The organism is Photobacterium carnosum (genome assembly GCF_021236965.1).
Taxonomy (GTDB): domain Bacteria; phylum Pseudomonadota; class Gammaproteobacteria; order Enterobacterales; family Vibrionaceae; genus Photobacterium; species Photobacterium carnosum.
In genome coordinates this window covers 44,126-57,175 of record NZ_WMDN01000001.1, presented here as the reverse complement: position 1 = coordinate 57,175, position 13,050 = coordinate 44,126, and the positions used below count along the sequence as shown (strand labels likewise).

At 39.9% G+C, this 13,050-nt stretch carries 9 protein-coding genes and 1 CRISPR repeat array; of the genes, 7 read left to right on the top strand and 2 right to left on the bottom strand.

Translation table 11 applies throughout. From position 1 onward, the window contains the following. Positions 1–88 precede the first annotated feature (88 nt). From cas1f to cas6f, 6 genes are all read left to right on the top strand, one after another. Positions 89–1,066 carry a type I-F CRISPR-associated endonuclease Cas1f gene (gene cas1f / locus GLP24_RS00265; RefSeq protein ID WP_232615334.1) on the top strand — a complete coding sequence of 326 codons (978 nt, stop codon included), beginning with the start codon at positions 89–91 and terminating at the stop codon, positions 1,064–1,066. Continuing rightward, positions 1,067–4,336 (top strand): type I-F CRISPR-associated helicase Cas3f, encoded by a 3,270-nt coding sequence (gene cas3f / locus GLP24_RS00260; RefSeq protein ID WP_232615333.1) that lies wholly within the window; start codon positions 1,067–1,069, stop codon positions 4,334–4,336. A 130-nt stretch (positions 4,337–4,466) separates the two neighbouring features. Continuing rightward, entirely contained in the window at positions 4,467–5,744 is a 1,278-nt protein-coding gene (gene csy1 / locus GLP24_RS00255) for a type I-F CRISPR-associated protein Csy1 (RefSeq protein WP_232615332.1), read from the top strand. Further along, positions 5,741–6,712 (top strand): type I-F CRISPR-associated protein Csy2, encoded by a 972-nt coding sequence (gene csy2 / locus GLP24_RS00250; RefSeq protein WP_232615331.1) that lies wholly within the window; start codon positions 5,741–5,743, stop codon positions 6,710–6,712. Before csy1 ends, csy2 begins: the two co-directional genes overlap by 4 nt. A gap of 19 nt (positions 6,713–6,731) precedes the next feature. Then, the gene (gene csy3 / locus GLP24_RS00245) at positions 6,732–7,739 is read left to right on the top strand and encodes a type I-F CRISPR-associated protein Csy3 (RefSeq protein ID WP_232574573.1); all 1,008 of its coding nucleotides are present in this window, start codon (positions 6,732–6,734) and stop codon (positions 7,737–7,739) included. 5 nt (positions 7,740–7,744) lie between these two features. Continuing rightward, positions 7,745–8,299, top strand: coding sequence for a type I-F CRISPR-associated endoribonuclease Cas6/Csy4 (gene cas6f / locus GLP24_RS00240; RefSeq protein ID WP_232615330.1), 555 nt, complete (start codon positions 7,745–7,747; stop codon positions 8,297–8,299). Positions 8,300–8,479: 180 nt separating this feature from the next. Continuing rightward, a CRISPR array of direct repeats spans positions 8,480–9,407; the repeat unit is 28 nt; unit sequence GTTCACTGCCGCACAGGCAGCTTAGAAA. A 181-nt stretch (positions 9,408–9,588) separates the two neighbouring features. Here cas6f and GLP24_RS00235 read toward each other — a convergent pair. Further along, positions 9,589–9,768, bottom strand: a complete 180-nt coding sequence (locus GLP24_RS00235; RefSeq protein WP_232615329.1) for a hypothetical protein — start codon at positions 9,766–9,768, stop codon at positions 9,589–9,591. A gap of 243 nt (positions 9,769–10,011) precedes the next feature. After that, a complete protein-coding gene (locus GLP24_RS00230; RefSeq protein ID WP_101769183.1) occupies positions 10,012–10,443 on the bottom strand; it encodes a hypothetical protein in 432 nt (143 codons plus the stop codon). 432 nt (positions 10,444–10,875) lie between these two features. Between GLP24_RS00230 and GLP24_RS00225 the strand changes: the two genes are divergently transcribed. Continuing rightward, the gene (locus GLP24_RS00225; RefSeq protein ID WP_232615328.1) at positions 10,876–12,951 is read left to right on the top strand and encodes a TonB-dependent siderophore receptor; all 2,076 of its coding nucleotides are present in this window, start codon (positions 10,876–10,878) and stop codon (positions 12,949–12,951) included. The last annotated feature ends 99 nt before the right edge of the window (positions 12,952–13,050 follow it).

Below are 13,050 nucleotides of genomic sequence, written 5' to 3'. Positions count from 1 at the left end.
GCCAAATAAAAAGGGTTTTTGTGATTACACTCTAAACGCATTATGCGTATCTATGTATATAATGCGTTTTTTACTGTTGGTGACCGTTATGTGCGCTAAGTCTTTCACACCGAGTGAGCTAAAAACCATTATTCATTCAAAACGTGCCAATCTTTATTATTTACAACATTGTCGCGTGTTAGTGAATGGTGGGCGGGTTGAATATGTCACTGACGAAGGTAAGCAATCATTATATTGGAATATCCCCATAGCAAACACGACAGCCATAATGCTCGGAACTGGCACATCGATCACTCAAGCCGCAATGCGTGAATTAGCTAAAGCAGGGGTGCTGGTGGGTTTTTGTGGTGGTAGCGGGACACCCTTATTTTCAGCCAATGAGGTAGAGCCTGAAGTCAATTGGTTAACACCACAATCAGAATATCGACCAACAGAATATCTTCAATGGTGGGTCAGTTTTTGGTTTGATGATACGAAACGATTAGAAGCTGCGATCCTATTCCAGAGAGTCCGATTACAACAAATAAAGAAAGTGTGGTTATCAGCAACCATGCAGCGTGATAATCATTTCATTATTGAAGAAGACAAACTGAACCATATTTTATCGGCGTTTGAAAATAAACTCAGTCATTGTCAAAACAGCACTGATTTATTGTTATTAGAAGCTGTCATGACCAAAGCCTTATATAAACTTGCGGTTAATACTGTTAAATATGGTGAATTTACCCGTTCGTCGCGGGGTAATAGTACCGATATTGCCAATCGCTTTTTAGATCATGGTAATTATTTAGCGTATGGCTTAGGGGCGACCGCGTGTTGGGTTATCGGATTACCACATGGATTAGCTGTTCTACACGGTAAAACCCGTCGTGGCGGATTGGTGTTTGATGTTGCCGATTTAATTAAAGATGCGATAGTGCTACCGAATGCGTTTATTGCTGCAATGGCAGGGGATGACGAACAAGAATTTCGTCAACGATGCCTAAATGGATTTAGAAAAGCCAATGCATTAGATGTGATGATCGATGCCATTAAAGACACAGCACAAGCGGTTGCAAAATTATAAATGAATATTCTTCTTATCTCTCAATGTAATAAAAAAGCCCTTGATGAAACCCGTAAAGTACTGGATCAATTTGCGGAACGTAAAGGTGATCGCACATGGCAAACGCCGATTACTTTAGAAGGTTTAAAAACATTACGTCAGTTATTAAAGCAAACCGCTAGACGGAATACTGCGGTGGCTTGCCATTGGATTCGAGGCGCAAATAATACCGAACTAATGTGGATTGTCGGTAATAAACGTCGTTTTAATGAACAGGGTACAGTACCCACAAATACCACTGAGCGTAATATTCTGCGTTCGGAAGATGAAAATGGCTGGCAAAGTAACTATGCCGTTGCATTAATGGCATCGCTTGCGGGTTTATTTCATGATGTAGGTAAAGCTAACAGCTTATTTCAACAGAAACTAACGGGCAAAGGGAGTATTGCTGAGCCATTACGGCATGAATGGCTATCGTTGTTGGTTTTTCAAGCATTTGCAAAGAATAAAACCGATGATCAATGGCTAACAGAATTAGCGGATTTATCACCGGAAAAAATTAGCAAGATTATTAATGATGTGCACTATACCCCGGCGTTGTCACCGTTTCTTGGCTTAACCGAATTAGCAAAAACGATTGGATGGTTAATTGTTTCTCATCACCGTTTACCGACTTATCAATTGTCAGGATATGATCCGGCTATTGCTGAATCATCTTATTGGTTAGAACAAAAACTGTGCCCAGAGTGGAATGCAAAAAATCATAAAAAGCCTGAGTTAATCGCAAAAATAGCGGATAACTTTATTTTCCCTCATGGAATTCCACTACAAAGTCAAACATGGCAAAACAAAGCCCAACAATTGGCGAAACGGGCATTGGCACATCCTAATCTGCGTAATTTTGGGCGGTGTGAGAACGCATTTCCACTGCACATGGCACGATTATGTTTAATGCTTGCTGATCACTGTTATTCCTCAAGCATGCCTGTTATTGCTTGGCAAGATCCTCTCTATAAAGCTTATGCAAATACCGATCGTAAAACGGGGAAATTAAAACAAAAATTAGATGAACATAATATCGGAGTCGCGCAATTAGCCTATCGATTAAGTTTAGGCTTGCCTAAATTACGGTTGAGTCTACCTGCGATTACTCGGCATTCGTTATTTAAAAAACGTACCACAATCAATAAATTTCGCTGGCAAGATAAAGCCTATGATTTGGCGTGTTCGGTGCGTGATATTTCTGAGGTACACGGCTTTTTTGGGGTCAATATGGCGTCAACGGGGTGTGGAAAAACCTTTGCCAATGCGCGAATAATGTATGGCTTAGCTAATCAGCAACAAGGGTGTCGATTTAGCATTGCTTTGGGGCTGCGTACATTAACCCTACAAACAGGGGATGCACTAAAAGATCGTTTAAAACTGGATAGCGATGATTTAGCGGTATTAGTCGGATCGCAAGCGGTTAAAGATCTTCATGAAAGTAAGCTCACAACCCAGCAAGAAGCAAAAGAGCAACAAACAGGTAGTGAGTCGGAAGCGTTATTTTCAGAGCATATGTATGTCAGTTATGACGGCAGCCTTGATGATGGTCACCTTAGCCAGTGGCTCAAGCAAAAACCCACTATTCATAAATTGGTTAGTGCGCCGATTACGGTCAGTACCATTGATTATTTAATGCCAGCCACAGAAGGTACGCGAGGTGGTCAACAGATTGCACCGATGTTGCGATTATTTACAGGGGATCTGATTCTTGATGAGCCTGATGATTTTGGGTTAGAAGATTTACCCGCATTATGCCGTTTAGTGAATTGGGCGGGTATGTTAGGTTCACGCGTCTTATTGTCATCAGCGACGTTAGCTCCGTCATTAATTACTGCTTTATTTAAAGCCTATTCTCATGGTCGCCAGCAATATAACCATAGCCACGGCATTACCGAAACAACAGTACAATGTGGCTGGTTTGATGAATTTAATGTGCAAGCAGCTTGTATTGATGATGCTGATTTTAAACAACAACACACGCAGTTTATTACTCAACGATCAAAAACACTAAGCCGCAAATCATTACCCTTACGTCAAGCTGAGTTAGTGCCTTTAGATGCGGAAAAATTAACAAAAACTGATGCGGTTAATTATCTATCAAGCCATATTCAACAGGCGATTTACACCTTAGATGAACGCCATCGTCAAGTTGCACCAAACGGTAAAACCATCTCGATTGGCTTAGTGAGAATAGCTAATATAGAACCATTAATTGCGGTGGGCGAGTCGTTATTATCAATGCCGACACCAGATAATAGCTGTGTTCATTATTGTTTTTATCATAGCCAACATCCAATGGCAGTCAGAGCGCATATAGAGCAACAGTTAGACGCGGTGTTAATGCGCGATCCTAATGATCCACAAGCGATATTAGAGTTACCTCAAATCAAGACCGTATTAGAACAACAGCCTCAACAACATCATATCTTTGTGGTGGTCGCCACTGCGGTGGCAGAAGTTGGGCGTGATCATGATTATGATTGGGCTGTGGTTGAACCTAGTTCAATGCGATCAATTATTCAGCTGGCAGGGCGTATTCAGCGTCATCGCCAATGTGTTCCTAATTCACCTAATATGATTATTTTAAGCAAAAATATTAAAGCGTTATTAGGTGCAGATGTTGCTTATTGTAAGCCAGGATTTGAACAGCCAAAAAATGACATAAATAAAGGCCATTTGCAGTTAAATCAGCATGATCTGACTCAGCTATTAATGGCTGATGATTATCAAGTTATCTCTGCTTATCCACGATTTATGGAACCGACAACATTAAAGCCACCATTTAGTTTAATTGAGTTAGAACACTACGCACTGATTTATACCTTATTTAAAGACAGCGCTAAAAAGGTCGAATACTGGTGGTTACAACCTTATTTACACTTATTCGGCGAATATCAGAGCCAAACACGGTTTCGACAATCTCGACCGCAAACGGAATACCATTTCTTTATCGATAATGAAGATCAAGCACTGAGCATTAAAGTGCGTGATGAATATAGCGGTGATTTTGTAAATAAAACCGAGCTGTTTCACCTTACGGCGATAGACAATATCGCGAATGGAAATCAAGCGTGGTTTGATTGTCAATACAGCGCAGTGTATGACGAGTTAAGTGACATCTTTGATAAAGACAGTGAGCAGATCAGTGAATTATTTGGTGGTATTAATCTTAATGATTCGAATAAAACACCCCGATTTTATTACCATCCGTGGTTAGGTGTATTTGAGGGTAAATATAGGAAATAATGTATTGATTTATCATTTACATGAATGACGTCTAATTAATGTGCACTGATACATATTGTAGCAATATTTAACTTGATGCTTATGTGGTTAGGTTTATATTCGGCATAGAAAATTCGGCTCTGGAGTTGCTATGCAAACCGAAATCAGCACATTAATTCAAGCGTATATTGAACAACGGCGTCAAACGAAACTTGATGAAATAGAAAAGAAAAAGAATGTTAAAAATGGGGTGTCAGAAATTGAATTAGCGACCTTGAATGAACTAATTCAAAAGAATTATCAAAAGTATAATGTTCAAACATGGTTGACAAGTGCAGCCATGAGAGCTAAACAAATCAGCTTTGCAACCCATATTGTAAAGTTTACTCATGGTAGTGCTAAAGGCAGTAATTTTTTAGTATTAACCTTTAATATCGATGCACCATATCTTGATTCGTCTGCATTGATAGAACCAGTTGTTGATGTTGCAGTAGAAAATGCAGCGTCGCTAGATGTAGCGAAGTTACTCCAACTTGATGATGGTAATGCCACACTCGCAGTCTATTTATCACAAGGGGACGATCATGTCTTACGTCCCTTAGCAAGTAGTGATGAGCAGTGCCAATTGTGGGCTGATGGGTTGCGTCAAGCATTAGAAGTTAAAACACCCAGTAGTCATACTTTAGCCAAACAGATCTATTTTCCTATTGGTGGCGATAATCAATACCACCTTATTAGCCCGTTATATTCCTCTGCTTTAGCCCATGAATTATTTCATCAAGTGCAACATTCTCGTTTTAGTGACGAGATGAAAGCCGCACGAGAGGCACGTAAAAAAAATCAGCCGAGTGAATGTGATGTGGTGCGTTACGCTAATTTAGCGGTAACCATTAGTGGTGGAGCAAATAAGCAAAATATCTCGCAGTTAAATAAAAACAAGAATGGTAAAACCTATTTGTTCCCTTGTACTGCGCCTGATTGGAAAAGCCAATATCAACCACCCATGTTTGGTTCAAATTGGTTTGATAGCCGAGAAATGGGACGTGATACCTATTATCTGGTTAAGTTACTGGCTGAGTTTTTAGTTAAAGTGAAACCATTAGATAGCAATATTCGTATTCGTCAACGCCGTGATCGATTAGCTGATCAAATCCTTGATAGTATTTTAACCTTAGCGGTTAGCCATCAAACCAATACGAGTGGCTGGAGCGAAACCAGTGAATTGTTTCAAGCGCAACAATGCTGGTTAGATCCACAAGCAAGTCATCTTTATAACAGTGATTGGCAAACTGAGGTTAGTCGTGATTTTGGTTTATGGCTCAATAATCGTTTAGAAAAGGCCAGTCAGCAACAATTAATGTTAGGCAGTGAAGCATTACAACATTGGCAAGCATTATGTCATGACGCTATTCGTGAGGCAGGACGATGAGTTTATTTATTCTTAAAAATATGCACATTGAAGGTGCAAATGCGATTGCAGGTTTTACTTATGGTTTTCCTGCTATTACTCAGTTTTTAGGGTTTGCGCATGCATTATCACGCAAAGTTGAGCCACAACATGGGATCAGCTTTGATGGTTGTGCGGTGATGTGTCATCAGCATCAAGTGCATGCTTATCGGGGCAGTGATTGGGATGATTATGGTTTTTCATTAACCCGTAATCCAATTACTGATAGTAAAAGTATCAGTAAATTTATTAAAGATGGAACGCCACCATCTATCGTTGAAGAAGGAAAAATGAACCTTTGTGTGTCGTTATTAATTGAATGCAAAGGTTTCAGTGGTGGTAACAGTGACCAAGAACAACGCATCAGTGACGCCATAAAAACGCTGGCATTAAGTCAACGTTGTGCTGGTGGACGTATTACCCATATTGAAGCGTGTCAATTTAAACCAATGCCGAATGAGGAAAGTGATTGTCGCAAACTTTTACGACCATTGTTACCTGGATTTATTTTATGTGATCGTAGCGATTATCTACAGCAACATAATGAAAGTAATGATCAAAATATGATTATGAGTTGGCTCGATTTTAGTGCCTTGCGTTACCGTTATGAAACGCTTACTGAAAGTAATAACCCAGATGTAGAACAAGGGCAGTGGAAGCGTGTCAATAAGCCTCAAAGTGGTTATTTAGTACCACTGATGATCGGTTATAAACAAATTAGCGAGGTATTTGCTGCCGGAGAGGTGGCGAATGTTCGTGATAAAACAACCCCATTTGCATTTACTGAGGCTGTTTATAGTGTCGGTGAGTGGATAGGCAGTCCGAGTCGGGTTGAATCTATCAATCAAATTTTATGGCGTTATCAATATAGTTCACCGTATTACTTATGCCGCGCCCAACAATCTATTCATTCTATTGAAAGTAATGCAGATTTCGACTTTTCTTATTAAATAGCCAAGGATGTATACAATGACAACGAAGTTAACCACACCATCAGTATTAGCTTTTGAAGGCAAATTGGCTTGCTCAGATGCCGTAATGGCAGCGGGTAATTGGAATGAAATAGCCACTAGCGCAAATTGGCAGCCTATCGTAGTTAATGAGAAATCAGTACGCGGTACGATCTCTAATCGAATGAAAGGGCCTAAAGCGAATGATCCGGCTAAATTAGATGCAGATATTACAAATGCAAACCCACAAACGGTAGATAATGCCGCATTACCGTTTGATTGCGATACGCTTAAATTGACCTTTACGTTACGTGTGCTTGGCGATTTAAATGTGCCTTCTACGTGTAATAGTCCTGCTTACCAAGCCGCGTTAAGTCAGCTTATTAAGGGCTATGTTACTGAGCATGGTTTTAATGAATTAGCTAGCCGTTATGCGACTAACCTCGCTAATGGTCGTTTTCTATGGCGTAACCGTGTTGGGGCTGAAAATGTGATGGTGACAGTACAACATCATGATCAGGTGTGGACGTTTGACAGTTTAGATTACAGCCTCCGTCAATTTACTGCTGCAAAGGGTGATTTAGCAGCATTATCAGAGGTGATTGAGCAAGGATTACTTGGCGAAAAAGCAACCTTATTAACCGTGACTGCCTTTGTACAATTAGGTCACGGACAAACGGTATTCCCATCTCAAGAGTTGGTTATGAATACTGGCTCTGGCGATAAGAGCAAATATTTGTATCAACTTAATGGTCAAGCGGCAATGCACTCCCAAAAAATTGGTAATGCGCTTCGTACCATTGATACATGGCATCCTGAAACAGAAGAAGTTGGACCGATTGCCGTTGAACCTTATGGCTCGGTCACTAATCGCGGTAAAGCGTACCGTCAGCCTAAAGAAAAAACAGATTTCTATAACTTATTAGATAGCTGGTTATTAAAAGATAAAGCCCCTGCATTAGAACAACAACATTATGTGATGGCAATGTTAGTACGTGGTGGTGTGTTTGGAGTTCGTGGAGAATAGCGATTATGTTGTATTACATTGATATTCAAGTGCTGCCAGATTTAGAAACCTCTGCGGCAGTATTAATGAATAACTTATTTGCTAAATTACATCGTCAATTAGCAGCGGTAGGTAATGGTGCGGTGGGGATCAGTTTTCCCAATGCGCACAAAACATTGGGCGATACGCTACGTTTACATGGTACGCAAGCTGCACTTGAAACGATGATGGCGAATACTTGGCTGAAAGGGCTAAGAGATTACACGCGTGTTACGGCTATTATCGCTATTCCAAGTGAGATTAAGGGTTATCAAACTGTAAAGCGCGTACAAGCAAAAACTGCCAATAATAAGCGTAAGCGGTCGATAGCTAAAGGTTGGATCAGTGCGGATGAAGCGATTCATGCAATTCCGAACACAGCAGAGCGTAGATTAACGTTACCTTATGTTCAAATACAGAGTTTATCTAATCAGAATGTGATGCGAGTATTTATTGAGCACAGCCAAGTTGTGAGTGCTGCAACTGACGGTGTATTTAGTAGCTATGGATTAAGTGCTACCGCAACGATCCCTGTATTTTAAGTGCTGTTTTGATTGTAATAGCAATAATGGGTTAGATGAGTATTCATTTAACCCTTTTTTTTAGCCTTTATTAGTTGCATTTAAAATCAATGACTTATAATCAGCAAATAAAAAAGGGGTAAAAGAGGGTTTTTAGGGTTTTATTTAAATTAAACAATCGCTTATTATAGTTTAGCTTCAGTTCACTGCCGCACAGGCAGCTTAGAAATTTTTGAATACCTAGAATCTGTTGGTGTTGATGTTCACTGCCGCACAGGCAGCTTAGAAATGATAAAATTAAAACAGTAAATGATCGTTTAAGTTCACTGCCGCACAGGCAGCTTAGAAATCTTTTTGCATAAGAGTTTTAAAATAAAATAAGTTCACTGCCGCACAGGCAGCTTAGAAAGATAACCTTTAATGATACATGATAATCACCAAGTTCACTGCCGCACAGGCAGCTTAGAAAGATATGGAAATGTGAAATGAAAAATTATATATGTTCACTGCCGCACAGGCAGCTTAGAAATGATTATTTTACAGCTTACAAACATATAAAAGGTTCACTGCCGCACAGGCAGCTTAGAAAGATAACCTTTAATGATACATGATAATCACCAAGTTCACTGCCGCACAGGCAGCTTAGAAAACCACCACCACCATCGTTATGAGCCAGAGGGCGTTCACTGCCGCACAGGCAGCTTAGAAAAGAAACAAAGGATTTACTAAGTATGATGCAAAGTTCACTGCCGCACAGGCAGCTTAGAAAAAGCAGTTGAGCGTGTACTTGCAGAGAGTGATGTTCACTGCCGCACAGGCAGCTTAGAAAGTCGATTAATTTGTAAATTGACGGTCGGTTACGTTCACTGCCGCACAGGCAGCTTAGAAAATCTGCTTAACGCTTGCCGACTTACTTTTAAAGTTCACTGCCGCACAGGCAGCTTAGAAAAGCTAACGAAATGTGGATACTGTTTAAGAAAAGTTCACTGCCGCACAGGCAGCTTAGAAAAATGTATTTAGTGGCATGTTAAGCGGAACCATGTTCACTGCCGCACAGGCAGCTTAGAAACTCGGGTAATTTTGCATTAAATAATGGCGCTGGTTCACTGCCGCACAGGCAGCTTAGCAACATTCAATGCGATTGGCTTTGAGCTTGTAAATGTTAACTACCGTACTGGTAGATTATTAAACAGGAAGGGCATAACGATAACGATAAATTGAATGGAGGGGTGAAGCGGTTAGATTTACATCAAAAGGTTAACCATAAAGTCCACCATTCGCTGGACTTTATGTTGTCAGTTATATGCTGTTTACTGATTATTCTCATGTTTAAATTCGATCCACGCTTTTTCTAATTCAACGAGACTGGCTGTGATTTTAGCTTTGTCTTGTTTTTGAATGATTAATTGTCGAACGTGCTCTTGCTGTATAAAAATATCCTGACGTTTATTGTCTACAAAGTAGTTTCTTAATCCTTTTGCCTGATCCATATACTGATGTCCAATATAAAACGGTGTATATCAAAATAGTACATTTATTGTGGTTATTCTCAAGTATTTGATAGGCTGAATGGATTTTTTGTGCACTTATTTGCTTATGGCGTATCAACTATGAAACAGGTTATGCCATTATATAAAGTAGAGGGGATATGATAAATTATGTTGAATTTATAGAGTGATAAAGGTTAAAAGAAATACCCGTTACTAAAAATTTAATAACGGGTACAGATAGAACTATCGAATAACGTTTTTGAAGTGCTTCTTACGTGTAAATAAGAAGTCTATATCAGGCGGGAAGTCTTTATTGTTTTTAGCATGAGTCATCATGTCAAAGACTTTAAATTCCGCTAAGATTGCAAAGGGATAAGGGCTAAATTCACCTTCGCCATTTGCTTGTAAAGTAGGATCGTAATACTTACCATCTTTAAAAATAATCGCTTGGTCAATGATTGTTGCTTCATTACAGCGATAACCTAAAACATAGCGCTCACCACGACAATAAATCACATTCATATAACTATTATAGAATGTTTCATTTTCAGTCGTAGTACAGGCCGCTAATACCTCAGGATCCATTGCCTCTACCGTTACAATACGGACTTTCTCGGCAATAAAATTGCGTTCTTCTAGTTGTTGATGAATAGCTTCAAGACTTAATTGAGTCACTTTTAATACCGCAGAAATCAATAAAAACGGCCGAATTATACGCTCGTTTGTTCTAAATGTCTTCGAAAAAACAGTATTGAGTACGGAATAATTAATAGTTATTAGAGGACGAATACTGCCTGATTTGAGAATAGATTGTATTTATTGATAGTGAATTGATTATCAATTGTATTTGTTGACAAAAAATTCACGAATGCAAAGAATGTAAATTTAAATGCAAATGGTAATGGTTATCACTTATATTCCTGTTCTGAGTTTGACGGCATCATTTGATGGTGGCAAACAATCAAGACGACTTGAACGGTGAGTCGGTGCTGATATTGAGTATCTTTAAAGGCCTACAGAGGTTCGCTTTTAAAGATGCGGTATTAAGTTACAACACGATTCAATTGGTTTTATTCTCAAAGATACGGTAATTGGAGATAACGGAATATGTTTTCTAAAAGTCAGCTAACACTATTGATTGGTGCGCTATTATCAGCGCCGATGGCTCATGCAGAAATGACAGACACCGATGAGCATATGGTGGTCACTGGACGTGATTATGGCTATAAGGCTGACACGAATTCGACCGCAATGCGAATGGAGATGACCCAATTAGAAACTCCAGGACAAGTTGCCGTTATCGATGAGAAGCTAATTGATGAGCAACGTGCAAGTACGCTAGGTGAAGTGTTACAAAACGATGCCAGTATTTCAGCGGGTGGCACCAGTCGTAACCGTGAACGTTTTTCTTTACGTGGTTTTGAGTTAGGCAGTAGTAGTGGTTTCTTACGTGATGGCCACCAGCATTGGTCGCATTACCGCCAACCGGTTGAGTTATTAGAGCGTGTTGAAGTCATGAAAGGCCCTGCGGGTTTGCTTTATGGGCAATCAGCACCTGGTGGCTTAGTTAACATGGTGTCAAAGAAGCCAACCTATGAAACACAAATGAATTTCAGCCAAGATGTGGGTTCCAATAATCATACCCGCAGTGTGTTAGATGTCAGTGGTTCGCTAAATGCCGATCAAACATTACGTGGACGCGTGGTATTAGCGAAAGAAGATTACGATTCATGGCGTAAGTTTAGTGATGGTTCAACGCCATCAACGGATCGCTTTGTTGGTGGTATGTTCCTTGATTATGATGTTAACGATAACGTGACGGTGTCACTGCATTATGATCGTACTCAAGATAAGGGCAGTGTGGATTCTGGCGCGTATATTGTCGATGGCAAGCCGGTAATGGGTCGAGATCATGTATGGGATGCCCAATGGTCTAAAATTGATAACGATATTCAAAATACAGGTTTTGATGTAAAAGCACAGTTAACTGATACATGGGCATTAAACACGGGTTTTAACTACCAAGATTTTGTGCGAAATGACAAAGAAAGTTACCCTGATTTTAGTAAGTTTGAAGAAAATGGCACCATTAAACAAGGTGGTAGTGATCGCCATGATGAGTGGGCATTTAAAACAGCTTATACCGATTTTGTTGGTGAGTTTGATACGTTAGGCATGCAACATCAGTTATTAGTGGGTGCAAACTGGTTAGGTTATAGCTACGATCGTTTCCAGCGTTCATTTGATTCCGTGGATGTTAAGCCGGGTCAAACAACACCCGCACCTGTGTATTCAAATAAAGATCCAAAAGTATCAAATTCTTCATACGATGCTTGGGGTTTCTATGCACAAGATATGATCACCTTGAATGATAACTGGCAAGTGCTGGCCGGCATACGTTTTGATCGTCAAGTGAAGAGTGGCATTGCTGAAGAAGCGGTATCACCTAAATTAGCCGCAATTTACCATCCAGCAGAGAATGGCTCTATTTACTTAGCATATTCTGAAAGTTTTGAGCCTCAAGGTGTGGTGTCATCTGATTACACCAATGCGGGAGATAACCTTGATCCGTTACGTGGTAAGCAATATGAGCTAGGCACCAAGTGGGAATTATTGAATAAGCGTTTATTTGCAACAGCGGCAGTATTTAATATTACGCAAGAAAATTCAAAGATTGCCGTTGGACCTGACAATAATCAAACGCTAACCCAAGCGGGTGAACGGGTACATAATGGTGTGGAGTTTGCGTTACAAGGTAACATTACTGATAAACTAAGCATGAATGCTTCTGCAATGTACCTTGATGCGGAATACACTAAAGATCAGAATTATGAAGGTAATCGTCCTGTTGATGTGCCTGAGTTTGCAGCAAGTGTGTGGTTAACCTATAACGTGACACAGGCGACAGATGTCAACCTTGGGGTTATCTATGAAGGTTCACGTTTTGGTGATGCCGCCAATACCTTTAAGAAAGACGGTTATACACGTGTTGATGTGGGTGTCGCTCATACTTATAAATATGACGGTAAATTGGATATCATTGGTCGTGTAAATGTAGAGAATTTATTTGATACTGATTACATGGCGGGTGGCGGTTCAACCAGCAAAGACTATGTGGGCGCAACAGGTGTAACGCTTGGTGAAGGGCGTAACTTTATGGCAACCATTGAGTTTAAGTATTAATAAGTAGTTGAATATTTAAGGGGAAGTATTAACTTCCCCTTGTTGTGATCTGAATGTGGTGGCCTATAAACTGTTAATCATAATAGTTATTGTTTATAG

Coding starts and splice junctions, on each gene's coding strand:
- cas3f (WP_232615333.1), top strand. CDS start 1,067: ATGAATATTCTTCTTATCTCTCAATGTAATAAAAAAGCCCTTGATGAA.
- GLP24_RS00225 (WP_232615328.1), top strand. CDS start 10,876: ATGTTTTCTAAAAGTCAGCTAACACTATTGATTGGTGCGCTATTATCA.
- cas1f (WP_232615334.1), top strand. CDS start 89: ATGTGCGCTAAGTCTTTCACACCGAGTGAGCTAAAAACCATTATTCAT.
- csy2 (WP_232615331.1), top strand. CDS start 5,741: ATGAGTTTATTTATTCTTAAAAATATGCACATTGAAGGTGCAAATGCG.
- csy3 (WP_232574573.1), top strand. CDS start 6,732: ATGACAACGAAGTTAACCACACCATCAGTATTAGCTTTTGAAGGCAAA.
- cas6f (WP_232615330.1), top strand. CDS start 7,745: ATGTTGTATTACATTGATATTCAAGTGCTGCCAGATTTAGAAACCTCT.
- GLP24_RS00235 (WP_232615329.1), bottom strand. CDS start 9,768: ATGGATCAGGCAAAAGGATTAAGAAACTACTTTGTAGACAATAAACGT.
- csy1 (WP_232615332.1), top strand. CDS start 4,467: ATGCAAACCGAAATCAGCACATTAATTCAAGCGTATATTGAACAACGG.